Genomic DNA, 23,011 nt, shown 5'->3' on the forward strand with positions numbered 1-23,011 from the left:
GTCAGCAGACACTAGGTCGCCGTCTCGTCTCCGAGAATATAGAGATAACTGTCCGTCTCGGAGAATGGAAACACCCGGAAGATGATCTTCATCGTCCGCTGGGTATCCGGGTCGAAGACGATCTCCAGATCGGTCTCCGGGAACGCCTTGGGGAAAGTCACCCACCGCTCCGGGTCCGTCGAGGGCGCGCCGTTCTCCATCTTCTTCAGAATCAACTGCTGCGCCAGGTCGCGCATCCCCGGCTGCCCGACGCTGGGATAGACCACCAACTTCCGGTGGCTCGGCGTGGCGCCCGTCATCGTGGTATACGGCACCACCTTATCCCAGTTCTCCAGGCTCAGTTCCGCCAAGTTGAGTTCGACCCGGACATTCCGCCCGATCATCATCCGATCCCATTCGGTCGTGCCGAATTGGTCGAAGGTGATCTCCTTCGAGTCCGTCACATCGAAGAACCTGACTCCTCCGTGCGTCTTACCAAGTTCCAGTTCCGCTCCCGCCGGGCCGTAGTACACATAGCATGGCCCCATTTCTCCCAAGCCTTCTGACATTCTCCTTCCTCCTTTGGTGCCTTCGAGGTCTTGTTCAGCCTCGTGGCACGGAATGACCAGCACCGTCTCGGTGCCGAAACTATATTCAGAGGCCACCGCGGTGACCTCGTACCACCCCGCCGGACACTTCACATCATAGAACGCGGCGCCATTGCTGATCGCCGTATATTCCACTCCCGTCGCTAGGTTGCGGGCCGAGACCAGGGCGAAGGGAAGGAGCGGATCATCGAGCAGCCGGTAACTCGTGTAGCCCTGGATGCTCCCCCAGAGTTGCCAGTCATCATCGAGCCGCCAGATGGAGAGTTGGTCGAAGTAGTGCTGGCCCTGGATGTAGGGCCGCAGGGCGCAGAGATGGGCACACCAATATTGATCTATGTATCCATACCAAGTCGCTGTCCGTGATCCAGTCGCGCCCGTCCCTAAGAAGACCTCATCGCTGCCCTCAATCTGAAGAACCGCTCCTGCTGCATTGAACCGCTCAACCATCCCTGCCGGAGCGCCAGTGAACGCAGCCCCCAGGGTCGCAAACGATGCCAACAGGAGCGAATTAGCCGTCGTGACAACGATTGACGGCGCTGTAGCGCCCGAAGCCGGAGAGCCATAACCAGAATCGCCGCCCTCACTATCTATCGGAGAGAGTAACGCCGAGCCGGATTCGGCCACAATCGCTCCGACGCAATAGACGACGGAATCAAGCAGCCATGTATAGGGGCCGGGCTCGCTATCCCCTGCCACTTTCCAGTAGGTCGCCAGATCAAAGTCATAACCACCGAGATCCGCTTGAGTTGTGCGCCGAATCAATGTCCATCCAGAAGGAGGGGTAATGGTTCTGGCTCCCGCTCCGAAAGTGGCGATGGTAGCGAGCATGAAATCGTTTTCTACGACGGGGGACGGCAATAATGGTTTAGGGATAGGCAGTGCGTCTGTCGGGCCGCCTCCCCATGTTGATGCCGACCTGAACGCCGGCGCGTCAGGTGTGACATATGCCCCAAAACCCACCATGCCGCTGGCGAATTCGCTATCCGCCACATCGCAAAGCAGAACGCCGGTCGGCGGATCGTCAATCCCACCGCATTGCAAGCCGGGGTCGGCGACGACGCTTGGATTCCAGTACACCCGGATATGGCCGTTCGCCAACTCGACATGCACCTGGTTCCAAAGCGTTCCCCAGTCGCCGATGACATTGAGCATGGTAGCCAGGGTGATCTCGATCCCGGAGGACATTTTCTTCAGCGTGATGTCCCAGTGGGCCGCGTCCACCTTCTCCATCTGCAGGAAATAGCAGTCCAGGGGATAGGCGCCGTCCGGTGAAAGCGGGCTCCAGGTCTGCTGCGCGCCGAAGAAGAACTCCGCCACACATGGGTCGCTGCCGCCTTTGGTGTAGAACGAGAAGCGGCAATCTCCGAAAGTGTTCAGCGCGTCCGGGACTTCGCTGCCGTTGGGGTCATAAAACGACCTGCGCCAACTCCCGGCTCCATTGTCAAGGAGCGATTTCCAGCAATAGGCTGAGCCTAATGCCCCGCCGACGACTGTATCCCAGTCGAGCGGGTAGGCCGGATAGACACCGTGATAGGCGTTCCAGCCCACGAACTCCGATTCGACCAGCCAGCCTGTTCGCTGGCCGTCGTCCCAGTTGTAGGATAGAATCGGGGTTGATGGAATCATCCGAGCATCCCCAGCATGCCATTTGTGGTATAATGGGAATGGAGGTAAATCACATGAAACGAATCCTGGTTGTGGTCGCCCTCCTTGCGCTCATCATTACTGGCTGGATTCTTTGGCCCAAGCCGGCTGCCGATGATCCTACCGCCATCAATGCCGTCAGAACCTTCACCTGGTGGGATACTCCCGTTTGGGATCCTACAACGCGGCGGGAGTGGGAGAAAATATCTCCGATCATCCAGCATAAAGCCGCCGTCTTCCAGGGAACTGTAGTTCCTCTCAGGGTTTTTTATATTCACCATCCTCGCTACCCCGAAATTGTTGTGTCTGTAGAGATTCTCTATCACGAGAAGCCCCGTTCTCCCTGGCTCAAACCCATTGAGTAGTCAAACCTCATCACGGGAACCTCAGCGCGCGCACCTCATAATTGGTGCTGAACTCATAGCGGCCCCGCTCGTCGAAACCAAGAAACTGTGGGGCCGAGACCGCCTCTGAACTCATGATCTCCCACTCGCCGATGGTCTGCTGGCCCAACTCGTGCAGGCAAGCCTTGACCGCGTGCGAATCATCCCGCGCGGTGAAGTAGGTATTGCCCCGCGCCAACACCTGGAACATGAACCGCCCCACCCGGTAGTCAATGTGGTACATGTCCGGCGGACCGCCGCGCTCCAGAATCACAATCGCTTCGTCCGGCTCTTCGGCCGGCAGCGCGCCGCCGTAGAGTTTGCTCCCGATTCCCCAGCCGGTCCCGGTCGCTACCCACTGCGTGATCTCGCGCAAGAGGTCAGCCATTAGAGCCCCATCGCTTTGCGGAAATGCTCAGCCGCCAGTCTGATATAGTCCTGGGCGTGACTCGCCATTTTCGATTCCATCCACTTGTTGCCCGCCGAGGGTTCGGTAAATTGCATCGGCTTCTCGTGGGTCTTGGCGGCGTAGGCCGTATTCCAGCCGACCCGGGAGACGAAAACCCCTTCCGGGTCCAGGCCCTCGCCATGATCCTGGGCGGGATTGCCACCTGCCCCGCCGGCGCGAGGCGAAGTGGCAATGCGTTTCTGCTGGGCAAAAACCGACCCGGAACTTCTCAGCAGTCCGCTCTTGAGCGGGATGGTCGGTGACTCCATCAGGCAGTCATTCATCAACTGCAACCCCGCTTTGCCGACAGCCTGCAGCCCTGCAGCCGCCATCTTGTCTTTGGCGATTTTCAGCCCATTCCGCCATTGACTCGTATCCCACTTGATCTGCGCCATCTCCCGCCTCGTCATTCCCCCGTACGGGGGAATCTAGTGCCCATTGCCCAATGCCTATTGCCCGCCTTACTTCACCCAGACCTCCCAGTGCGTCGGCAGATCGCCCCGCTTGTGAAACTCGCGTCTAAGGATGGTGTATTCCTTCCCGCCGACGGGGTATCTAATTCGGGCTGTTGGCTCGACTGTTACGACATGGTCGAGAAAAGCCTCGCCCGCCGCCACTACTTCCTGCCCGCTCGAATCCAGCACCATCCTGGCCTCGAACTCGAAGCGGCAGGGAACTATCTCGGTCGTAGTCGCCCCAGCCGGTTCGCCCCATTGGTCAACCGCCGCCGGATGAATGATTTCACAGGCATCCTTCAGCAGGTGCAATATGCTAGGCTGCCCGAGCATGGATTCTCTCCCGGAAGGCCGCGAAGTCGTTCACCCGCGCCTCGGGCGCGTTACTGAACTGGCGCAGGGCGTCGTACTGCCCGCGGTCGCGCAAGAACGACTCGACGACGGGCGCCAAGCAATGTCGGCATTTGGGATGGGCGGGGCACCGCGAATCATCCGTCAGTATGGGGAAGTCTTTGTTCTGCCCGGTGATCGAAAAGACCTTACCCTGCAAGGGCAAACAAATCGCGCACGCTCCGGTATGCACCGACCACTGCACCAGGTCTTCACCGTATTCGAGTGTCGTCTTCATCACGCCCTCGGAAGCGGCGAATCGGCTCTCGGTGATCCCGACCATTCGGCCATAGTCCTTGAGGTTGTAGGCCCGCGTCTTCCCGTCTTTGCAGAGGATGTGGATCAGTTTGCCCTCGGCTGTCTGTTGAAGTTGCTGCTTGAGGACCGGGTCCACATAGGTGCCCAGCCGCCGCACGGCGCCATCTTGCAGTGTCTGAACAATACGCTTCGACAATTCCTCCGGCCCCAGCCCTTCGATCACGCCCTCGGCGATCTGCGCGGCCAGGGCTTGCTCTTGCACCACTCGCTGCTGCGCGCCGATAAACGCGCTGCTCACTCCGACCGCGACCGATTGCACTCGCTCGGCGCTCGTCGCCACCATACGCTGCACCAATGCCTCGACGGCCTGGCGGTGAATCTGCGTGAACGCCGGGAGCGGCTGGCGGTGAGTTTTGGCCGTTTCCGCCATGCCCCGCCGATACCACTGGATCACATTCTGCTCAGCCCAGCGTTGGTGCCCGGCCTCCAGTTCGGTGAGGATGGTCTGAATCTGCTTGAGGAGTATCCAGCTGCGCCCGCGCTGAAAGTCGGTGGCGGTGGCGGATTGAATGACGCGCATCAGCCGCGCTTCGGAGTTGCGGTAGAGGCGGCTGATAGTCTCGATCTCGCGGTTAGCGAAGTTCTCCGGGATCGCCATCTCAGGTCCCCCAGTTCTCTTCGCCCGAATGCACTATGTCGGCATTGACGGTATCCGGGTCATCATGCATTCCCTTGCGGAAGGATGGCGGCACCCGGTCGGTGTCCTCTTCCTTCGCCTGCTTGTCAGCCACCCCGATTCCGCCCGCATAGATGCCCGCCGTCTGGCCCTGGGCTTTGAGTTTGTCCGCCTTCTCTTCGAGGATTTTCAGCCCGGTCGAGCGATCTTCCGACCAGCGGCCAATGCGGAAGTTGGGATTCCGGGCGATGGCTCGGATGATGATGTAGAGGGCTTCGGCGGCAGCGAGATTGACGGTGCCGTAGGTCGCCAGCAGATAGCCGATCTCCTCGTCAGAGAACAGCCAATCCGCTGGGTCGGTGTCGTCAATCAGGAACCGGACCGCATCCACATCGCTCAGGGACGGGTCGCCCGAATAGGAATAGGTTGGCATCGAAGCCTCCTAGGCGGGGGCTGATACCGCCCGCTTCCCGCCGACTGTCCGAAACTTGCCCTGCGAAACATGGTCCGGCCCCGCGAGCGGCTCGACGCCGACCGGCTCCGGCTCTTCCGGCATCGTCGGTGGCTTGGTGCCTGAATGCTCCCGGGCGGTGTGCGCCCGGACATGGTCTTCGGAGATGAACTCGCGCTTGCATTTCGGGCAGACGGCGATTTCTTGGCCCTCTTCCAGGTCGGCGACATAACCCTGCGCCGCCAGTTCGCGCAGGTTGACGCCGCGCCGGGGAATGACCTCGCCGGAGATGCGCTGTTGACCCTCCGAGGACATGGGGATATTGACGATCATCTTAGTTGCGGCCATTTTGCTCCCTCTCCCTCCGTTTTGCTTGCGGGGGACCCGGTAAGGCTCCGGCCAGAAAGCCTACCGGATCCCCCGCACTCCTTTCGGTGGCGCGTCTTACACCACGACATTGCGGAAGAACGCGCCCAGGTCAGCCTCCAGCAACTTCATGTCGGCATAGAAACTGCCGACCAGCCGGTCGAACTTCTCATCCAGGGGCGACCGATACCGCTCCATGATGATGTCCAGTCCCTGCCGGTTGCCGCCGGTATAGTTGTAGATGTAGCCCGCCGAGGGCTTCATCAGGGACGGCGCCGGCTGCACATACGCCAGCAGCGCATGGTTGCCGAGAATCCCCTGATAGACCACGGGCGCGCCGCGCTCAATGGTGTTGGTGTAGACGGCCCGACCGACCACGACCTTGTCCAGACCGAAGATCGAGGCCACCATCGGCTCGGTGAGCACCGGCACCGCTTGCACATACTGGTAGCGGGCCACCAAGGTCGGGTGATGCTTCAGGTAGCGCCAGGCGTTCTTGCCCAGCACCAGGACATTGGGCTGGAAGCCGGTCATCGTCCAGACCGCGATCTTCGCCGCCTCGATGTCCTGAATGGGGGTCGAGTTCACATAGTCGCTCCAGATCCGAACCTGGCCCGCTGCCGGAGCCCCGGCGACACCCAGATATTCGGTCGTCCAGAGGCCGGTGGCGAAGAAGTTCTGCGCCCACCAGAGGTCCCGCCGGATGCGCAACACCTGAGTCACAAACTCGGTGCCGTCGCGGTCCAGGTTGATCGGCACATCCGCGTTATCGCGGAGTTCGTCGGGGATGTCAATGTGCCAGGCCCATTCCCGGCAGGAGTAAGTCTCCTCAGTGTTGACCGTGAAGCCACCGCCCTGAGACTCCTTACCAGGCGCCCGGGGACGCGCGTCGTCACGGAAGAACGCCTCGCGCGGGTACTGCAGGATGCGGTCGGACAGTTTCTTGACGCCGACCGTGGGGAACACCTGCGGGGCGACGAACGCAGATTCATCCAGGATGAATTTCTGCGCCATCTCCGTACACAGTTGATCAACATGCACATCTCTTACATCGGGTTGCCCAGGCATCGCTTACCTCCCCTCCCGCCACGGATTGTTGCAGCCGACCAGAACGGTCACCAACTCTGCGTTCGTCGGCGTCGCGGAAAGCGCGCCTCCGTCCAGCAGTTGGCCGCCCACCCAGTCGGTCGCGCCGGGCGTCACCAGATGGCCATTGGTGTCGGAGGCCCAAGACGCGCCGGCAAGCAGGTCCTCGCCCAGCACCGCCTTGCTCTTGCCCTCCACCATCACATTGGCCCATTCGCCCGTATTGGGCTTGTTCTGCAGGATGCCCACCGGCTTCTCACCATCGCCGCAAAGGACGACGGTGTGGTTGCCGCTGAGTTTCACCGCGTGGTACTGATTCAGGCGCAGGTCTGCGCCTGCGATACAGGTGATCTCGAACAGTGGTTGCTCAGAGGCCATCTCTTACCTCCCTCCGATCTTTTCAGCGCGATACTTGTCGTAGAGCGCGGGCTCGTCGGCGAAGACCTTGGCGAGAGCCTGATCGAACGGCAACTTGCCGCCTTCGCTCTTCTCGACCAGGGCATTGGCCCGGGCCATCACATCCTCGACCACGGAACCGGGCGGGTTCGCTCCGGCACTATCCTTGCCGATCTCTCCGGTCGCGGCTTTGGTCATCGCTTCCTCGCGCTCCCAGGACTTCTGGAGTTCCTCGGCCACCTTGGGATCGGTCGCCTCGGCCTTCAGGATGATCTCCGCCCGCTCTTCCGGCTTGCCCGGCAAGTGCGGGAACTGCGCCGCGATGGTTGCGGCCCGCTCTTTGACGGCGACCTGGTGTTCCAGGCCGGCGACCTTGCCCTCAGCCGCCGCCACCTTCTCGTCCGCGGACTTGGTGATCTCGGCGACCTGGGCTGCAACGCCCTCGTCAACCGATTTCTTGATCTCGGCCGCGATGTCTTCCGCGCTCTTGGTCACCGCTTCTCCATGACCGAACCCGGCTGCAGCCGCCAGCGACTTCAGAATCTGCTCTCCGATCTCGTCCTTGTAGGCGCTCAGCATCCGCAGCGAGGCGCGGACGGCGTTCTTCGCCTTGTCGGAGATCGTCGCCGACTTCTCGATGTCGGCCAGCAGTTCGTCCTCGTTGGCCGCAGCCTGATTCAGCGTGTCTTCGAACGCTTGCACGGCTTCCTCGTTACTGAGGAAATCTGGCATGACTCTTTCACCTCCCCTTTCCGACTTCATTAGGAGCCATCGTCTCCTGTTGGCTGGTCTTCCGACCAGGTGGACTTGACGCACCTGCAGGTCTTTGAGTTGGGCCAAATGCCTCACCTCCTTAGCCGCCCGGGCCGGACCAACAAAAAAAACGGCCCAGGCACCTGATGGTGCTTGGACCGTTCGGTCCTTTCCCTGGCCCGTTCGGGCCATTGGTACGCTATTCAGTTGTCATTCCCCCCGTACGGGGGAATCCAGGAAAACAAAAGAACGGCCCAGGTATCTTTCGATACACCAGACCGTTCGGTCTTCATCGGCCCGTTCGGGCCGTCGCTCACTATGCAACTGTCAATCTACCTATAGCATACCACTCGCCGGTTTGTCAAGACCCTGCCGGCTATTTTTTTTCCACTCAGGCAAGGCGCCCCGCTCGATGATCCGGTAGGCAATCTCTCCCGCGTGATTGAATGAATACTCGGCGATGGTCTTGCAGTCGCGGCACCGCATCTCCACCGTCGCCTCTCCGGCGACTGACTTGAACAGAACCCGGTCGCAGACGGGGCAACGCAGCACCCGCATCTTTGGTTGCGTGGCGGCTGGGCGGGTCGGGGCCGTCACCTCGGCGCCGCGCAGGGGAACGGGCGGCGTGACATCGGTCATCCGCATAGCGGGCACCTCGCCCGATGCCGGGCCAGTTTTTCTTCGTCCATCAGGTGGTCGCAAATGATCGGCAGATAGGCCGCTCGAAATCCCGCCCGCTTCGCCATCACCCCAAACCCCACATCCTCCCCTAGTGGATGGTCGGCGAACATTGCCGCCTCCAGGATTTCCCGCGAATAGTAAGCCACCGCGCCCACACAATCCGCCTCGCCGATCCCGAACAGAACGGGTGGGAATCGCCGAATGGCCGTCAGTTCACAACTCGGCTTCTCGGCGATGTTGAACGCATTGTAGTATTTCTGCTGGGCCAGGCCGGCGGAAGCATTGTCAACCAGCGCGCCGACCCAGGGCCGCTCGGCAGCCAGTAGCCCTTTCAGGAGACCCGCCGGCACCATAATGTCCGAGTCCACATTGAGCAAACCATCAGCCGGCTCGCAGCCGGGCAACCTTTGACTTAGAGTGACCAGGCGATTCCGCAGTCGAGCCAGCCGGGCGGTATGCTGCTCTAGGCGGCAGCCGTGGCCATGCAGGTAAGGAAGGCTGTCGTCCTTGACGCAGTGAAAGAGCGGATTCGGCAAGTGCTTCGCCACCAGGTCCATTTCCCAGCCCTCCGGGTTGTCGAGGACGAACCGCCAGGAGATGTCCAGGCCGGAGACCTCCAGCGCGGCCAAGTGCTTGAGCCAGCATTCCGTGATCTTTCGCCGTCCGCGAATCAGACCACCGACCGTTATCATGCCTTGCCGCCCTTCTCCCACCGCTCCCTCCAGTTCGCGCAGTCCTGGTGGCGCGCCAATAGTTCCGGGTCATCGCGCTTATAGGCGGCCAACTCCCAATGCAGGTATAGGTTGCTGTGAAAATAGTCCACGGTGATGAACCGCGCTTTGCTGTAGTAGGCATAGTCATGATTCGGATAGGTGAAGGCCATGGTGTTGGGGTGCCAGGCATTGCGGTGGGTCGGGTCCGCCCAGCAATCGGGGTTGCTCTGGAAGTTCGGCGCTTCGATGATCGCCACCGCCCCATGTTTCAGGACCCGCCAGAGTTCCTGAATCGGGAACATCTTGTCGAAAGCGTGTTCCAGGACATGGATCGCCTCAGCGCCATCGAAGTAATCATTCGGCCAGGGCCAGGGCTGGTTGATGTCCATGACGCAGTTGACGCCGGGCAAAGCGACGATGTCCGCGTTCACCCACACTTCGACCTGAGCGTGGGCATCGCCCATCTTTGTCTTCCGTCCGCACCCCAAATTGAGATAGCGATTCACTTGACTACCTCCAGGACGACCCGCATGGACTCGATGACATTGAGTTCGTGGAAGATCGCCGCCTGCCGCTCGTGTTCCGGGCGAGATCCCCAGTCGCCGCACCAACTCAGTTTCACCGACACTTTGCGAAATGTCGCGGCAATCGCATCCGCCGTGCTCTGGCGCAATGCCGGATCGCAGAAGAAATCGAATGTCCATTCCGTGAAGTTCAGCCGGTGATAAGGATTGCCCAGGTGCGGCGTGTGCGTCGCATAGGGCACCCAGATATGCACCTTCGCGCCCGGGCGGGCGATGCGCCAGATTTCCTGCATCACCGGCGGCAGGTACGCCAGATGCTCCAGCACGCCCGAAGCGTGAATCTCGTCGAAGGTGTCGTCGCAGAACGGCCAGGGGAAGCGGTTCAGGTCGTGGATGACATCGGCTACCGACCTCGGAGAGACATCCACATTCACCGCATCCGGCATTTTCGCGGGCCCACAACCCAAGTTCAGTTTCATGCTACCGGCTCCAGTTTCATCTGCTCTGCGGCTCCCATTGATATTCGATTTCTGGGTCAAAGGGGTCCTTCCTCAGTTCGTCTGGGTTCTCTCGCTCATAATGCTCGGTCGGGATATTGAGGATGTAGCACGGGTCGCCGCCCAAAGCGGTGAATCCATGCCAGATACCGGGCGGGACCTGGAGCAGTTTCGGCTCCAGTTCACTCAGAATGACCGTCTGGCTTCTATGACCATCCCATAGCCCAACCTTCGCCGCGCCCTTGACCAGACAGAGGTTGTCGGTCTGCTTCTCGTGGCAATGCCATGCCTTGACGATGCCAGGGTTGCAGGTGGTCAGGTAGACCTGGCCGAACTTGACGAACTCCTCGTCGTCGTCCCGGAGGATCTCCATCAGGTATCCGCGCTCATCCAGATGGCGCACCAGTGCTCTGATCTTCACGCCCTCGATCATGCCGCTTCCTTTTTTGCCCTGGGGCAGAGATAGTTTCGACAGAATCGTGGCCTGAAAGTGTAGTTCCGGCATCGGCCCAGCTTTGGGTTGTACAACCGGCATCTAAACACGGGCGGCTTCCCTTTGCCTCGCGGAATCAGGAGGCAGTGCTTGACGACCCACCAACGGTCTCCCTTCTTCAGCCTCCCCACCTGAACTTCCGCTTGCCACTCACGGAATCTCCGCGCTGAGAGCCGCGGTCTACCTGGGCTCGCGGTGCCGCCCGTCAGTGGGAAGTCTTGGCAGCACTTCCCCTTGCATCGTCGGCACAGAGTCGAAAGATTGGTTTCGAGTGGAGTCAAGTCAACTCCCCCGGCTTGGCTTTGCCGTCCATCGCCGCCAAGATGCGCTGCAGACGATGGGCATAGGTGTGGTTCTCCCACACGAACAGTACCCCGATAGTCGCCATTGCCACCGCCACACCCGGCTCATTCAGCAGCAGTCGCACATGCGCCATCGTTTCCTCTCGGCTGCCTGTCCAGCGGAAGTGCACTCCATTGCGAAAACCCAGGGGCTCATAGGCATCTGAATGGGCGGCCAGGAATGGCTTTTCGCAGGCCAGCGCCTCGTAGGTGCGCATCGAGGTCATGGTCGTCTGGTGTGTCTGGCAGTTCAGGCCGAGCGCGATTCTGCCCTTCGGGTAGAACTTGGTCACATCATAGCAGGAGGTCGCGCCCTTCCAGTGAGCCGAGAAGGGTTCCGGCCAGCAGCAGGTCCCGTCAGGGTTGGCATAGGCAAAGAGCGCGAGTGAGTGACCGGCCAGGATGATGGGCGTGATCAGGTTGGAGACCGCCTCCACCCGGGTCTCATAGGGGTAGTAATTGGCGATTAGGACAAAATCGGCCGCGTCCGGTTCGGTCGGCAGCGGGTAGTGCATCGCGGGCTGGCAGGCCAGCGGCAGCCACCAAACCTTCTCGTGGCCGAGGAATTGCCGGTAGCCCGGAATCATTTCCCGGTCGCTGGTGAACACGAAATCGAAGCCGCGCGCCTGCTCCCGGAAGTGCTCGAAATGATTCGGGTCTTCGATGGTGTGCCAAACGGTCGGGATTCCATGCCGCCGGCATTCCACCAGGGCTTGCCGCTGGAAACTCTCGATCCCTGCGCCATAGGCGTCCGCGCAATTCATCGAATAGGCGAACACCGGCCCCTGCCCGGCGGCGTAGGCCAGCGTTTCGCGCCAGGGCTCATCGGGCGCCAGTCGAATCGCCTCCCATTCCGGCGCCCAATAGGGCGCCATGAAGTCAGCCGCGAAGACGACTACGCGGGGGCGGGACTGCTCGGTCATAAACTCCTCCTCTCGGCTCCAACCAACGGCTGAAGAGAATCAGAAACAGATGCGCGTCTTCCGGGTGCAGCGCATAGTACCGTTCCTTGTTCCGGTAGAAATGGTCATCGAAAGCCGCGCCCTCGATCTGCTGGCGGCTCTTGCAGTAGTAGTGATAGACGACGCTGCCCCGGTGCACCATGATCTGGTGTCCGGCCTTATACCAGCGATAGCAGTCCTCGACATCCTCCCAGTTGCTCCCGACCATCCCCTCGTCGTAAAGCCCAACCTGCTCCATGACCGAAACCCGTTTCAGGCATGGATGCTGCAATCCGGGTTTGACCACCGGCTCTCGCATCCGCGCGGCCTGCTGCTCGACTCGCGTCCGGCAGTTCCGGTATCCCATGCTGGGCATGATGCTGAGCACCGGCGAACCGAAATAGCCCTTGTTGGTGACGAGCGATGAGCAGGCAATCCCGACTGCCTGGTCTTCCTCCAGCAGGCAGACCAGTGGCCTGAGCCATTGGCCCGGGAACAGATGGTCGTTGTGGATCTCCACGATGTATTCCGGGCGGTGGGGTAAGCCGCTGAGTAGATGCCGGTGCCCGATGTTTCGCCCCTGGGCGATCCCGACATTCTTACCCTGCGGCAGCACGAAGAGCCCTTCCTGCGCCTGCAGCCACTCCACCGTTCCGTCGTCGCTGCCATTGTCCACCACGACGATATAGTGGGGGAAATCCAGGAGGTCACTCTCGCGGAGACTCTGCAGGCAGAACTCCGTCCATTGCTTCATCTCCGGCATGGACCGGAGATTGCAGGTGAGTAGGTTGACGCCGATGATAGGGAATCGGCTCAGGTGATAGCCAGGGTCCACCGGATGACGGCTCCTCTCTCGCAGTGGTCGGGCAGGTATTCGCTCGGGCGGAAGCCCGCATTGGCGAACAGTCGCATGGAGGCGATGTTGCTAGGCAGAATGTCGGCGACGATCCGCGTCGCCTGCATCGCTTTTGCCTTTTCGGTCAGTCCGTCGAGGGCGAGTGTTCCATAGCCCTGGCCTCGGCTGTCCGGGTCCGCAATCACCAGGCCTACCTCGGCCTGGCTCGGCGGAGTGAGCAAGACCTGCGCCCACCCCAGCATTCTCCCGACAGAGAGGTAGGGGAACTCATCCGCACCCCTCTCGTAGATAGCATAATAGTGTTTGCATGGATCGAGCCGCGTCTTCTCCCACCAAGCCTGCTGTTGGTCGAGCGATAGCGACTCAACATGAGTCTCCATCCAGCGATCAACCTCCGGGTCTGGGCGCCAACGGGCCATGAACTCCAGGCTGGGCTGATTCAATTCTGTCAGGAATACCCGCTTAGTTACCTCCATTGCGTCCCTCCCCGAAGTCGCGGATTGCTTGCACCACCCGCCGAATCGTCTTCCTGGACATTTCAGGATAGACGGGTAGGCAGAGCAACCTGCTCGATTCGCGCTCGGTCACCGGCAGCCGCAGGGCGCTCCGGCGATAGCATTCCTCCAGATGCAGCGGCCGGAAATGCACTGCCGAATCTATGCCGCGCTCGCGCAGGTGTTCCCGTAGCGCATCGCGCATTCGCTGATTCTTGACCCGAATCCAATAAATGAGCGGCGCGCCATGCGACCAGTTCACCTCCGGGATTTGCAGCCAAGGCAGGTCAAAGAGTTCGATGTCATACCGACGACAAATCGCCCGACGCCGACATACCCCCCTCGGCCATCTTCTGAGTTGCACCCGGCAGATCGCGGCGGCAATGTCGTTCGGGGTGTACTTGAATCCGACGCCCGTAATGCTGTAGTCGGGCTTAGTCTCTTTGTCGCCCGTGTCCCGGCTGATACCCAGCCATCGCATCCGCCTCATTGCCTCGGCCCACTTCCGGTTCCGCGTTACCACCATGCCGGCGTCGGGCGAAGCGATGTGCTTGACGGCATGAAACGAGAAGCAGCCCAGATCGCCACAGAAGCCCGCCGGTCGCCAACCCGTCGTCCGCGCCCCGCAAGCATGGGCGACATCTTCGATAATGACCATCGGCTTCCGCTGCCTCAGCGCCTCGATCTCCGTCCAGACGCAGGCATTGCCGGCGTAGTGTAGAGCGACCAGGGCAACGGTATTCGGCTGGGCGCGCACTTCGGCATCCACCGGGTCCAGGTTCAGATCGAAATCTCGGACATCGCAGAAGATGACTTCGCCCCCTAGCAGCCGGACGCAATGCGCCGCCGAGACGAAGTTGAAAGACGGCATGACGACCGATCTGCCCGGGCAAACCCCGGCCACCACCAACGCCAGGTGTAGGGCCGCTGTGCCTGAATTCGTCATCACCGCGTGCCACCCGTCGTCGGGCGCCAACGCCTCCAGGAACTCGCGCTCGAAGCGCGCCACCTCCGGCCCCATCGCCCACCAGTGCGACCGCAGAACGCGCGCCACCGCCCGGCCTTCCTGCCGCGTTCCCCAAGGCTGGAATAACGGAACCCTTGAACCCTTGAACCGTTGAACCATTCAGGTCTTCCTATTTGGGCGGGATGATGAAGAACCCATCGTCCAGAGCCTCGACTTCGACCGGCCCGATTGCCTGCGCGATGATCGCCAGGACATCTTTCCGCGCCCAGCGGATGTTGTTGAACTCCGTGCAATAGCCCTGCGGCTCGTTCTGCGAACTCTCGCCATCCACCCAGGTGCGAATCAGAATCGGCCCCCTGGTCACTCGACGCAGGGCGGAGATCACCGACACCGCATAGTCATGGGCGATAGCCGGCCAGGCGTCCGGCTTGCCGGCTTCCGCTGTCGGCGGATGCTGGATGATGTCAATCAGCATCGCCGCGTCGAAATGGTTCTCCGGGAATCCCGGCTCCTGCAGCCACCCGTACTTGAATCGGCCGGTCGGGTTGTGGTCGCGGGCGAACCAGAGCATCTTACGGCTGGAGTCCAGGCCGAGGTATTGGCTGGGATTCAACCCGGCCTCGGTCAGGAACTTGTACCAGGTCCCACCCCCGCACCCGGCATCCAGCAACTTCCCGCCCGGGCGAAGCAATTTCTCGACCATCAGTTTGCTCTTCTCCGCCCGCCGTCGCACCTGCGCTTCGCCGGTCATCCAATAGTTGGGGAAGATCTGGGCAAAGGCATTCCGGTCCCATTCGCTGCACCATCGCCACCCTGAATGCCATTTCTTGAACATCGCCCCTTGCCACTTCTCGTGAAAAGCCTCCCGCGACTTGAGCGCGCCCTCTTCCCATGAACCCGGTTTGTCCTTGATTGATTCATGGATGCTCGGCCCAACCCAGTGGTGGCCGAAAGCGCCCGGCACCACCGCGAACTCCATGCCCTTGACAATCATCTGGGCGACCAGGTCCGTCTCCTCGCAGTAGAACGGCTTGTATCGCTCATCGAAGAGTGGGCTGCAATCCTCGAACTGCTCGATCAACGCCTCGCGCCGGATCGCCATCAGGGAGCCGAGGATGAAGCCCTCCCAGGGCTTGAGCAGTTTGATCTGCTTGGGGAACTCGTCCAGCCCGCCCCACGGCTGATAGATGACATCGAGAATATCATCGGGCCACTTCTCGACCTCCATGTGCGGCCACCGGGCGTCCGCCTGCTGCAACCGCTCCAGGTAGCCCTCCGGGAAAATCTCCGTCACAATGGGATGCTCACTCGGCATCAGCGCCCAGTGAGACAGAATCGCCGTCACGATAGCGAAGTGAGGATGGGCCTCGAAGCCATCCAGCAGCGCCTCCAGCCACCCCTTGGCCCCCACGATGTCGTCATTCATGTAGATCAGGGGGTCACAGCCGGAATGGAGAGCGCGCTCTGCCGCGATATTTGCCTGGCGCGCCAGCCACACTTCTCCCTCATAGGTCGAGAGATCGGTGATCATCTCCGCGATCCCTGGCGGCAGGGGTTCCGGCGCATTCGAACAAACGAAGAGCGGAAGGTCCGGGTAGTCCTTCCGCAGTTTGTGGAGCGTCATGCCCAAGTGTTGCCCGCCCCGGGTGATCATCACGACTGCTGGATTCCAAAGCCCGTACTTCATCACACCAGATCCACCTTTCCATCAGTTTTGAGCAAACGCTCGACTTCGATCCGCACCAAATGCCTGCGATAGAGTTCCGTGGGAATGGTGATCGCGGGAACCGAATGGCTGGGTAGCGGAATGTTCTCGATGTTCGTTCCCCAGCCCGGCTGCAGTTCATCCAGATCGGGATTGCCGGTGATTCTGATCATATCTCGGTATGGACAGGAAATGGAGAGCGGCTTGCCCGACCTCCCCACCAGGTCTTCCCACCTGATGGCATGGTACGGATGTTTCTGCATGATCGCCGGATGCTCACCGGCAAACCGCTCCAGCCGCCGCGTCCGGTCATATTGGTGCATCGAGCCGCTGGCGTTGCGCGCCGCGACCTCGGCCTCATTCTGCCCGGTGTAAGTCAGCATGTTGTAGTACCAGGATTCGCTATTCTTCCAGCCGAAGGCGCGGAGTTTCTGGCGTAACTTATCCGCCGGGCATTGCGCGTAGTGGAACATCTCGACGCCCTCTTCTTTGCCCAGGACCACGAACGGCTTCTGCGCCTTGTGGTAGGTGATCTCGTCGGCTTCGCCGTCCGGCGGCTGGATGTTCAGCATATTGTCGTGGACGCCGAAATGCGCGCCCGGTTCCATCCGAAACAGCCGACACAAATCCTCCTCCATGCCGCGCCAGAAATCATAGTAGAAGACGAAGTGCCGCATGATGGCGAAGTCAAAATCAGCGTCTTCGATCAGTTCCCTCATCCGCTGCATGGAGGCTGGAGCATAAATCTCGTCGGCGTCCAGCAGCAGGAACCAACCGTCCTTCGGTAAGGTCAAATTCCGGTGGTCAACCTGCGCGCCGCCATCATGCCCGAGGGTGAGATTGACTTTATGGTCGGGGTCCGGGAAGTCGCGCAGGATTTGCTGGGTCGAGTCCCGCCGCCGGTCGGGGCACCAATCGAAGGTCCAATGCCCCTGCACCATCTGTTCCCCGCCGTGAAACCGCTTGTGATGCGGATAGTTCCACCAGCCCTCGACCACATTGATGGCGTCCACGAACGGATAAACGGATTCCAGTGTCTCTCGGAGGAAGGCTTCGCCATTGAACACGACCATGCCGGCCGTCAATTTGGGGCGCACACCGACCGGCGTCTTTCGCGTCGGCGCCTTGACCGCTATCCGCTGGGGCAGATAGGTCGCCATGCCATAACTCGGGTCTTTGACGATGATCTGGCCCTGTGGCGCCAGCAGCCGTTTTGCTTCGGCTTGGGCTGCTTCGTCGAGGGTCAGGTGACTGCCCAGGTAGATGTTGAGAATGGACGCCGAGGGTAGGGGAATGTTATCTGGCTTCGTCCCCCAATTCGGCTGTAGTGCGTCCGCTGGCGGTCGCCGGTCCAAATGCACCGCGCCATCCACATCGCACTCTATCGCCAGTGGCTTGCCGCGCTGCCCGGCGACCAATTCCCACCGAATCCCGAAATACGGGTGCTGCTTGATGATCTCCGGGTAGTCTCCCTGATATGTCTCCAGCCGGACCGAAGGGCGGTACTGATGCATCCCTTTGCTGGCATTTCGCTGGCAGACATCCCACTCGTTGCTGCCGTCATAGGTCAGCATGTTGTAGTACCAATCGCGGCTGTTCTGCCACCCAGCCACCCGCAACTTGTTTCTCAGCCGATCCATCGGCATGAGCGCGCAATGCAGCATGGTCACACCGTTGACATTGCCCAGCCGACTCCAGGGGCGGTCGGCCAGCGTCGTCCCGTCCGGCAAGACGCTGATGCACTCCAGCGATTGGTGGCGCATTCCCGGAAACCATCGGTACAGCCGACGCTGCTGCTCAGTCATGCCCCGGTAAAAGTCGTAGTAGAAAACGAAATGCAAGAAAGTGTAAGAATCAACTTGCGGGTCTTCGATGTAGTGCCGCAGGTTGACCATCGTTTCCGGCGTATAGATTTCGTCCGCGTCCAGCGCCAGTACCCAGCCCTCGAAATCATCATCCGGCAGCGAGAGATTGCGGTTGTCAACTTGCGCCCTCCCGTCCTGGCCAAGAACCAGTTGTATCTTTCGGTCGGGGTCGGGGAAGGATTCGAGGATTTCGACTGTGCGGTCGCGCTGCCGGGGCGGCTGCCAGTCATCATGCCAGAAGCCCTGGCGCAGGGCATCACCCGCCGCCTTCGGCCCTTCCTTCGGATACTCCCACCAGCCCTCCACGATCTTGATCTGGTCGGCGTAAGGATAGACGGCTTGGAGCGCCTGCCCGACAAAGCACTCCTCGTTGAAAACCACCATCGCTACAGCAAGTTTGGCCATGCCTTCTCTCTCCCTCCGCTACTCTTGCGCCAGCCTCCGCTTCTCCAGTTCCTTGGCCAACTGAATAAGGGCCGCTTCCATCTGCGCTTCGTTTTCGCTCTCCACGGTTATCTCGGAGATGTGGCCAGTCAGCGCCACCGTTACTGTCCCGACCTGCCGCCATTTGTCAACATAGAGCCCGCAGCCGCCCGGCCCGGTCTCATAAGACCAGATGCCGAAGACCAGCCGACCTCCCTCTCCTGAGATCAAGCGCAGTTCAGTCATGCCTCACACTCCAAAGACTGAATATCGGGCGCCTTCGATCCGAAACAGATACGCAGGTGCCACAGGGAAAAATGGAACCGTGGCAGGCAACGACCCGACCAATGTGATGGGCACATTGAGGCCGGTCTTGATTGCCCGAAACCGCGAGAGGCCACGAACAGCCCTTCCTGCGGTCGGACTGCCAAAGGCCCCCTCCGCTATGATTCGGTCCAATTCTGCGCCATTTGCATTCATCACATACGATAGAGGCGCGTCCGGGCGTGGAGCAGGATGGGTGAAGAGCGCTACATCAACCCCGCAATTCCATAGGATGCCCAGCCATTCGGTGCAGGCGCCGGCTGGAACAACCGTCACCTGATTGTACGGAATGTCAATCGCAAACCATTGCATGTTTGGCTCCTCCGGGGTGGGCAGCCAGGGGAAGACCCCGACGATGCTTCGGCTGCCCAGCCACTTCTCCTGAATCAACTCGACCTGTAGGCCCCACGCCTGATACTTGAATCGCTGGAACTCCGGCACATCGCTGGCAAAACTCACCAGGTATCTGGCATTGACCGCATCGAAGGAAAGAACCGCTTCCGCCGCCGGCGCGACCGCAAAATCTACCTGGCCAGTCTCGGTGTCCACCACCGCCGCCGTTGCCACGCCGCCCACATAGATCGTCGCCGAGTCCATGCCGTCTATCGGCAACTTGTATCGCGTCCGGTATCCCGTCCCCCGGTCGAAGGTTCGGCCCGTGATGTTCGGCGCGGTATAGTCCTGAAACCAGAATGGCCGGAACCTCCCGGAGTGCTGCAGATAGAACGCCCGCAATGCCGCGAACTGCGCCTCGCTCAAGTAGCCGTAGGTCAGTTTGAATCGGTGCCGCGCCGAGGCCCAGGGTAGATTCCGTTGGCTCCCTCCCTGCTCGAAGGTCACCACATCCGCCGGCCAGTCCGCATTGATCTCCAGTTCGCCGGTCTTGATGATCGGATAAGTCTCGTAGGCCAATGCTCAAACCTTCCTCGAACGCCCCTGAATTGAGAACCCGTTGAAGACGCCCTTCTTGACATCTTCCCAGAGCGCCGGATTCGCCGCGTGCACCGCCATGATCCATGATCCCTGCTTGACTGCCTCGGTGCCGATGGTCATGTCCATTGGCGCGAGGTAGCACTCGACGATCTCCGCCCCTTTCATCAGTTGGGTTCGATGCTCCAGGCCGAGTTGCCGATAGTTGACCAGGAAGTCATGCGCCGCTTTTTCGATCTCCTCGGCGGAGCAGGTGTCGCCTTCGCCGGTTTTGGGATCTATCTGACTGTCAGGAACATCCGGCTCCATCACCACGCCATAGAGGATTTGCTTCTCGGCGTCCGCCTTGGCGATGGGCACGGTGATCTCATCGGCAGCCGTCACGGGCAGATAGAGCACCTGGCGCTTGACTTCGACGGGTTTCCCCACAGTCACCGTCCAATAGCCCGCGCTGCCCTGGACCGTATAGGGAACGGACAGATACTCTCCACCCGGCCTGCCGAGAATCGCACGGTCGTCATAGACCTCTTGCGTCCAGTACCGCAATGGGCTATTGCCAGGAGTGACATCGTTGGTCAGAGGTTTGGGGTTCACCGCGTTTGTTATCTGGACTCCTATCTCTTCGGCAGATAGCCCACCCATGCTCTTTGCTACCTGCTCAGTGCGGCAATCCACAGCCGCGCCTTTGCCATCTTCGGGCTTCGCCATCTTCGAAAGATGAATCATGCCGCGCTTGCCCATGCGTGCCGCGATCTGGTCATGCGCCTGCCGTACCTTCTCAGCAGTCAGCCCGGGGACATGAACATCACCAACGCCCGGCTCGCCCTTCTCCAGTTCAGCCATGACCCGGTGCGCGCGACTGTGCAGAGCGGTCAACTCGTCTCGGGTCAGAGCGTCGAGGGCCTGATCGGTCAACGCCGACAGCGCGGCTTTCTCGGTGATGGTGGAATCGGCCGTTCTCTTGGGTGATGCCTTACCGCCGGCATGGCCCCGGGCGGATCGCTGGAACCGACCCCACAACCAGCCGGGCACAAACGGCTTCGCCTTCTCAGCGAGTTTGCCCAAGTAGGTCGCTGACGCGGATTTTTCCGTTGGCGCCGATTCGCGCGTCATCAACTCCCCGCACTTCGGGCACTTCTGCTCGTAGCAGGCAACGCCGGTCTCGTGCGGAATGGTCGCGCCGCACTTCGGACAAACGCATTTACCGCCCGGCCCTAGCGCCGAGCCACCCATGCGACCGAGGCCAGCAGCCTTCTTCGCCTGATGGTCTTTCACCCATGCCTGGCAGTCAGCCAGCGACTTCCACTTGTCCTTCGAGAACAGGTAAGTGCGAATCTTCCACTGGCCGGTCTTGAGCGGGCTGTACCGCGCCTTGATGCCTTTCAGTTCCGACCGCGTTCCGGTGCGATATTTGTCCTGGAAATCGTCGGCGGAGTATCCGCCTGCGTCTACCTCGAAGTGGTTAGGAAACTCTGTGGGCATGGTTAGCCTCCCTGCTGCTCGTCTATCTTCTCGACTCGACCCTGATCTCGCCGCTCCGCCCGGTCCCAGACCTTCTGCGCCGGGATTCCGCGCATTCCCATTCGCCGTCGCTGCTTGCGGTTCAGGACGCCGAACTGCTTGGAGACATAGGGCGTCGGCCCGACGAGCACAAGGTCATCATTCTTTCGCATCGTCCTCAGCCTCCAATGCGATTTCTCCAACGCCCGGGCAGTCAAGTCGAATCCAACTCTTGCCGATCAGGACCCAGCCTTCGGATACCGCCTGCGCCCGACCACTGGCCAGGGTGAGTTTCTTGTCCGGCGTGAAGTAGTACACGCGAACCGTCTTCCCGATCAGGCACCAGGGAAAGCCGCGCGCCGGTTCAGCATCGGTCGTCTTCGGAGCCTGCGGCTCCTGGTCATAAGTCGCCTGATTGGTCATTGCTCTCTCTAGTTCTCTTCGTTATTGAGAAGATGATTGGATCGTCAACCTCTTCCTCCAAATCTCCCACTCCCGCATCCGCGCCCTTGGTCGTCGCAGTCGGCTCCTCCGGCTGCTCCGATTCCGGCAAGCCGCCCAACTCGCGCAGGTAAGCCTCCAGTGTTTGGTCGGGCACGATCAAGCCGGCGGTCGTCACCTTGGCCAGCGGATCGGCAATGTCGGAGAGGTCGGGTTCGCGAATATTGCTCGGCACCAACTGCGGATTCTTCTCCAGGTTGAATGACCCAGCGTTCATCTGGAACAGCCGATCTACGCCATAGCGGTTGATCACCTCGGCGATCTTCTCCAGCCAGCCTTTGAGCGCCAGCGTGAACAGGTCTTTATGCGAGAGCGACAGCGCATAAGAGCCCTTGCCCTCGGAGCCCAGCAGGAGAAACTGCGCCAGGACCCGCATGGCAATGTCCCGGTTGAAGCGGTTGATGACATCGCTGGTGTTGATCGCCCGGCTGCCGGCGGCGGAAACCAACTTGAAGTCCCAGCCGTGGGAGAGGAGGACCCCATGCTGCTCGTCCTGACGGATGGTGCTGATGACCTTCTCGCAGTACGCATGGAGCGCAATCATCTTCGGGTCGGTCTCGCTAAACAGGTCTACTCCCTCGGGCGCAGTCAGGACCGGAATGCCGGCCAGTTCCCGCTCGACGCCGATGACCTCGATCTCCTCGATCCGCTTCTTGAAGAAGTAACTCCGATAGCAGTTGCGCAGGATGCTTTGTCCTTCGGGGTTGCCCAGGGCGGGCTTGGTCGTGAAGTGCAGCGATTTGTCAATCGGGATGAAGTAGGTCTTGCCGTTCGCCATCTGCTCCATGCCCTGCAGGCCGCCGGTGTCGTCGAACTTCCACTGATAGAGGCTGTCCTGCTTGCGCGGCGCCAGTTTTCGCCAGCCGATCAAACCGTCGTCGTATTTGCTGTTCCGCTCGGGCGCGCTCGCAGTCGGTCCGCCGCGAACTTTGTAGACGATCTCCGTCCACTGCCAGCCATAGACCAAGACGGTCAGGACTTCCTGGATGAACTCTCCCCAGGTGTGGCTCATGTCGGTCAAGCATGATTCGAGGAACTCGGTCGCCTTCTCGGCGTCTCTGCCTTCCGCCCCAGTTGCCGACCAGATCGCCGAGCCGATCATCTGCTCGATGGAGAACAGTAGCCCGCCGATGATTGCGTCGTTCTCCGACATTTCGCGGTAGCGCTTGCGGCCCTGGCTGCCGCGCAACTCCAGCATGAACTCTTCGGAGATGATGCCGCCCCAGCGGGTCAATCCAGTGCGACCGACTTCGGTTACTGCTGCGGCGCGCGATAGTTTATCTGCCATCGGTCGGCCTCCCCTCCCAAACGAAAGAAGCGCGTCGCCAGTGCTCTGCCGTTTTGCGGTTCAGAGCGACTGACA

At 60.7% G+C, this 23,011-nt stretch carries 28 protein-coding genes; 1 reads left to right on the forward strand and 27 read right to left on the reverse strand.

All coding sequences use genetic code 11. The annotated features are described in order from the left end of the window. Window positions 1–11: 11 nt before the first annotated feature. The gene (locus WC683_04565; protein ID MFA4971862.1) at window positions 12–2,213 is read right to left on the reverse strand and encodes a hypothetical protein; all 2,202 of its coding nucleotides are present in this window, start codon (window positions 2,211–2,213) and stop codon (window positions 12–14) included. A 53-nt stretch (window positions 2,214–2,266) separates the two neighbouring features. On the opposite strand from WC683_04565, the gene WC683_04570 reads away from it, so the two are divergent. Next, complete coding sequence (locus WC683_04570) at window positions 2,267–2,596, forward strand: hypothetical protein (GenBank protein ID MFA4971863.1); 330 nt, start codon at window positions 2,267–2,269, stop codon at window positions 2,594–2,596. Between the two features lie 10 nt (window positions 2,597–2,606). Here WC683_04570 and WC683_04575 read toward each other — a convergent pair whose 3' ends face one another. From WC683_04575 to WC683_04700, 26 genes are all read right to left on the reverse strand, one after another. Further along, window positions 2,607–3,002 carry a minor capsid protein gene (locus tag WC683_04575; protein MFA4971864.1) on the reverse strand — a complete coding sequence of 132 codons (396 nt, stop codon included), beginning with the start codon at window positions 3,000–3,002 and terminating at the stop codon, window positions 2,607–2,609. Next, window positions 3,002–3,457, reverse strand: a complete 456-nt coding sequence (locus WC683_04580) for a hypothetical protein (protein MFA4971865.1) — start codon at window positions 3,455–3,457, stop codon at window positions 3,002–3,004. Before WC683_04580 ends, WC683_04575 begins: the two co-directional genes overlap by 1 nt. Before the next feature lie 66 nt (window positions 3,458–3,523). Next, window positions 3,524–3,850 (reverse strand): hypothetical protein, encoded by a 327-nt coding sequence (locus tag WC683_04585; protein MFA4971866.1) that lies wholly within the window; start codon window positions 3,848–3,850, stop codon window positions 3,524–3,526. Beyond that, a complete protein-coding gene (locus tag WC683_04590; protein ID MFA4971867.1) occupies window positions 3,834–4,823 on the reverse strand; it encodes a phage minor capsid protein in 990 nt (329 codons plus the stop codon). Before WC683_04590 ends, WC683_04585 begins: the two co-directional genes overlap by 17 nt. 1 nt (window position 4,824) lies before the next feature. Further along, window positions 4,825–5,274, reverse strand: coding sequence for a hypothetical protein (locus WC683_04595; GenBank protein ID MFA4971868.1), 450 nt, complete (start codon window positions 5,272–5,274; stop codon window positions 4,825–4,827). A gap of 9 nt (window positions 5,275–5,283) precedes the next feature. After that, window positions 5,284–5,640 (reverse strand): hypothetical protein, encoded by a 357-nt coding sequence (locus WC683_04600; GenBank protein MFA4971869.1) that lies wholly within the window; start codon window positions 5,638–5,640, stop codon window positions 5,284–5,286. A 96-nt stretch (window positions 5,641–5,736) separates the two neighbouring features. Continuing rightward, a complete protein-coding gene (locus tag WC683_04605; GenBank protein MFA4971870.1) occupies window positions 5,737–6,672 on the reverse strand; it encodes a hypothetical protein in 936 nt (311 codons plus the stop codon). 57 nt (window positions 6,673–6,729) lie between these two features. Continuing rightward, window positions 6,730–7,122 (reverse strand): hypothetical protein, encoded by a 393-nt coding sequence (locus WC683_04610; GenBank protein ID MFA4971871.1) that lies wholly within the window; start codon window positions 7,120–7,122, stop codon window positions 6,730–6,732. Between the two features lie 3 nt (window positions 7,123–7,125). Continuing rightward, window positions 7,126–7,872 carry a hypothetical protein gene (locus WC683_04615; GenBank protein MFA4971872.1) on the reverse strand — a complete coding sequence of 249 codons (747 nt, stop codon included), beginning with the start codon at window positions 7,870–7,872 and terminating at the stop codon, window positions 7,126–7,128. A 357-nt stretch (window positions 7,873–8,229) separates the two neighbouring features. Next, window positions 8,230–8,538 carry a hypothetical protein gene (locus WC683_04620; protein ID MFA4971873.1) on the reverse strand — a complete coding sequence of 103 codons (309 nt, stop codon included), beginning with the start codon at window positions 8,536–8,538 and terminating at the stop codon, window positions 8,230–8,232. Further along, entirely contained in the window at window positions 8,529–9,266 is a 738-nt protein-coding gene (locus WC683_04625; protein MFA4971874.1) for a hypothetical protein, read from the reverse strand. The genes WC683_04620 and WC683_04625 overlap by 10 nt, the downstream gene beginning before the upstream one ends. Continuing rightward, on the reverse strand, window positions 9,263–9,751 hold the full coding sequence (locus tag WC683_04630) for a hypothetical protein (protein ID MFA4971875.1): 489 nt from the start codon (window positions 9,749–9,751) through the stop codon (window positions 9,263–9,265). Before WC683_04630 ends, WC683_04625 begins: the two co-directional genes overlap by 4 nt. 38 nt (window positions 9,752–9,789) lie before the next feature. Continuing rightward, window positions 9,790–10,290 (reverse strand): methyltransferase domain-containing protein, encoded by a 501-nt coding sequence (locus WC683_04635; GenBank protein MFA4971876.1) that lies wholly within the window; start codon window positions 10,288–10,290, stop codon window positions 9,790–9,792. Window positions 10,291–10,306: 16 nt separating this feature from the next. Beyond that, entirely contained in the window at window positions 10,307–10,813 is a 507-nt protein-coding gene (locus WC683_04640; protein ID MFA4971877.1) for a WxcM-like domain-containing protein, read from the reverse strand. Window positions 10,814–11,078: 265 nt separating this feature from the next. Then, window positions 11,079–12,065, reverse strand: a complete 987-nt coding sequence (locus tag WC683_04645; GenBank protein MFA4971878.1) for a glycosyltransferase — start codon at window positions 12,063–12,065, stop codon at window positions 11,079–11,081. Continuing rightward, entirely contained in the window at window positions 12,022–12,918 is an 897-nt protein-coding gene (locus WC683_04650; protein MFA4971879.1) for a glycosyltransferase, read from the reverse strand. The genes WC683_04645 and WC683_04650 overlap by 44 nt, the downstream gene beginning before the upstream one ends. Next, on the reverse strand, window positions 12,897–13,415 hold the full coding sequence (locus WC683_04655; protein MFA4971880.1) for a GNAT family N-acetyltransferase: 519 nt from the start codon (window positions 13,413–13,415) through the stop codon (window positions 12,897–12,899). The genes WC683_04650 and WC683_04655 overlap by 22 nt, the downstream gene beginning before the upstream one ends. Further along, window positions 13,402–14,559: a DegT/DnrJ/EryC1/StrS family aminotransferase gene (locus tag WC683_04660; protein MFA4971881.1), complete on the reverse strand. Its 1,158-nt coding sequence runs from the start codon at window positions 14,557–14,559 to the stop codon at window positions 13,402–13,404. Before WC683_04660 ends, WC683_04655 begins: the two co-directional genes overlap by 14 nt. A gap of 10 nt (window positions 14,560–14,569) precedes the next feature. Beyond that, window positions 14,570–16,087, reverse strand: a complete 1,518-nt coding sequence (locus WC683_04665) for a methyltransferase domain-containing protein (GenBank protein ID MFA4971882.1) — start codon at window positions 16,085–16,087, stop codon at window positions 14,570–14,572. Beyond that, window positions 16,087–18,375, reverse strand: a complete 2,289-nt coding sequence (locus tag WC683_04670; GenBank protein ID MFA4971883.1) for a hypothetical protein — start codon at window positions 18,373–18,375, stop codon at window positions 16,087–16,089. The genes WC683_04665 and WC683_04670 overlap by 1 nt, the downstream gene beginning before the upstream one ends. 18 nt (window positions 18,376–18,393) lie before the next feature. Continuing rightward, on the reverse strand, window positions 18,394–18,639 hold the full coding sequence (locus WC683_04675) for a hypothetical protein (protein MFA4971884.1): 246 nt from the start codon (window positions 18,637–18,639) through the stop codon (window positions 18,394–18,396). Window positions 18,640–18,642: 3 nt separating this feature from the next. Beyond that, window positions 18,643–19,629, reverse strand: coding sequence for a DUF2460 domain-containing protein (locus WC683_04680; GenBank protein ID MFA4971885.1), 987 nt, complete (start codon window positions 19,627–19,629; stop codon window positions 18,643–18,645). A 3-nt stretch (window positions 19,630–19,632) separates the two neighbouring features. Then, entirely contained in the window at window positions 19,633–21,129 is a 1,497-nt protein-coding gene (locus WC683_04685; protein ID MFA4971886.1) for an XkdF-like putative serine protease domain-containing protein, read from the reverse strand. 2 nt (window positions 21,130–21,131) lie between these two features. Further along, the gene (locus tag WC683_04690; GenBank protein MFA4971887.1) at window positions 21,132–21,320 is read right to left on the reverse strand and encodes a hypothetical protein; all 189 of its coding nucleotides are present in this window, start codon (window positions 21,318–21,320) and stop codon (window positions 21,132–21,134) included. After that, entirely contained in the window at window positions 21,307–21,570 is a 264-nt protein-coding gene (locus tag WC683_04695; protein MFA4971888.1) for a hypothetical protein, read from the reverse strand. Before WC683_04695 ends, WC683_04690 begins: the two co-directional genes overlap by 14 nt. After that, the gene (locus WC683_04700) at window positions 21,548–22,936 is read right to left on the reverse strand and encodes a hypothetical protein (protein ID MFA4971889.1); all 1,389 of its coding nucleotides are present in this window, start codon (window positions 22,934–22,936) and stop codon (window positions 21,548–21,550) included. The genes WC683_04695 and WC683_04700 overlap by 23 nt, the downstream gene beginning before the upstream one ends. Window positions 22,937–23,011: the final 75 nt, after the last annotated feature.

This window comes from bacterium, from assembly GCA_041648665.1.
Taxonomy (GTDB): Bacteria; UBA10199; UBA10199; order 2-02-FULL-44-16; family JAAZCA01; genus JAFGMW01.

Bases quoted from the DNA above. Each gene is read 5' to 3' on its own strand.
- WC683_04695 (MFA4971888.1), bottom strand. From the start codon at position 21,570: ATGACCAATCAGGCGACTTATGACCAGGAGCCGCAGGCTCCGAAGACG.
- WC683_04615 (MFA4971872.1), bottom strand. From the start codon at position 7,872: ATGCCAGATTTCCTCAGTAACGAGGAAGCCGTGCAAGCGTTCGAAGAC.
- WC683_04700 (MFA4971889.1), bottom strand. From the start codon at position 22,936: ATGGCAGATAAACTATCGCGCGCCGCAGCAGTAACCGAAGTCGGTCGC.
- WC683_04575 (MFA4971864.1), bottom strand. From the start codon at position 3,002: ATGGCTGACCTCTTGCGCGAGATCACGCAGTGGGTAGCGACCGGGACC.
- WC683_04590 (MFA4971867.1), bottom strand. From the start codon at position 4,823: ATGGCGATCCCGGAGAACTTCGCTAACCGCGAGATCGAGACTATCAGC.
- WC683_04620 (MFA4971873.1), bottom strand. From the start codon at position 8,538: ATGCGGATGACCGATGTCACGCCGCCCGTTCCCCTGCGCGGCGCCGAG.
- WC683_04655 (MFA4971880.1), bottom strand. From the start codon at position 13,415: ATGGAGGTAACTAAGCGGGTATTCCTGACAGAATTGAATCAGCCCAGC.
- WC683_04595 (MFA4971868.1), bottom strand. From the start codon at position 5,274: ATGCCAACCTATTCCTATTCGGGCGACCCGTCCCTGAGCGATGTGGAT.
- WC683_04605 (MFA4971870.1), bottom strand. From the start codon at position 6,672: ATGGCGCAGAAATTCATCCTGGATGAATCTGCGTTCGTCGCCCCGCAG.
- WC683_04640 (MFA4971877.1), bottom strand. From the start codon at position 10,813: ATGCCGGAACTACACTTTCAGGCCACGATTCTGTCGAAACTATCTCTG.
- WC683_04585 (MFA4971866.1), bottom strand. From the start codon at position 3,850: ATGCTCGGGCAGCCTAGCATATTGCACCTGCTGAAGGATGCCTGTGAA.
- WC683_04660 (MFA4971881.1), bottom strand. From the start codon at position 14,559: ATGGTTCAACGGTTCAAGGGTTCAAGGGTTCCGTTATTCCAGCCTTGG.
- WC683_04685 (MFA4971886.1), bottom strand. From the start codon at position 21,129: ATGCCCACAGAGTTTCCTAACCACTTCGAGGTAGACGCAGGCGGATAC.
- WC683_04570 (MFA4971863.1), top strand. From the start codon at position 2,267: ATGAAACGAATCCTGGTTGTGGTCGCCCTCCTTGCGCTCATCATTACT.
- WC683_04675 (MFA4971884.1), bottom strand. From the start codon at position 18,639: ATGACTGAACTGCGCTTGATCTCAGGAGAGGGAGGTCGGCTGGTCTTC.
- WC683_04610 (MFA4971871.1), bottom strand. From the start codon at position 7,122: ATGGCCTCTGAGCAACCACTGTTCGAGATCACCTGTATCGCAGGCGCA.
- WC683_04665 (MFA4971882.1), bottom strand. From the start codon at position 16,087: ATGAAGTACGGGCTTTGGAATCCAGCAGTCGTGATGATCACCCGGGGC.
- WC683_04645 (MFA4971878.1), bottom strand. From the start codon at position 12,065: ATGACCGAGCAGTCCCGCCCCCGCGTAGTCGTCTTCGCGGCTGACTTC.
- WC683_04565 (MFA4971862.1), bottom strand. From the start codon at position 2,213: ATGATTCCATCAACCCCGATTCTATCCTACAACTGGGACGACGGCCAG.
- WC683_04600 (MFA4971869.1), bottom strand. From the start codon at position 5,640: ATGGCCGCAACTAAGATGATCGTCAATATCCCCATGTCCTCGGAGGGT.
- WC683_04580 (MFA4971865.1), bottom strand. From the start codon at position 3,457: ATGGCGCAGATCAAGTGGGATACGAGTCAATGGCGGAATGGGCTGAAA.
- WC683_04630 (MFA4971875.1), bottom strand. From the start codon at position 9,751: ATGGGCGATGCCCACGCTCAGGTCGAAGTGTGGGTGAACGCGGACATC.
- WC683_04625 (MFA4971874.1), bottom strand. From the start codon at position 9,266: ATGATAACGGTCGGTGGTCTGATTCGCGGACGGCGAAAGATCACGGAA.
- WC683_04635 (MFA4971876.1), bottom strand. From the start codon at position 10,290: ATGAAACTGAACTTGGGTTGTGGGCCCGCGAAAATGCCGGATGCGGTG.
- WC683_04690 (MFA4971887.1), bottom strand. From the start codon at position 21,320: ATGCGAAAGAATGATGACCTTGTGCTCGTCGGGCCGACGCCCTATGTC.
- WC683_04670 (MFA4971883.1), bottom strand. From the start codon at position 18,375: ATGGCCAAACTTGCTGTAGCGATGGTGGTTTTCAACGAGGAGTGCTTT.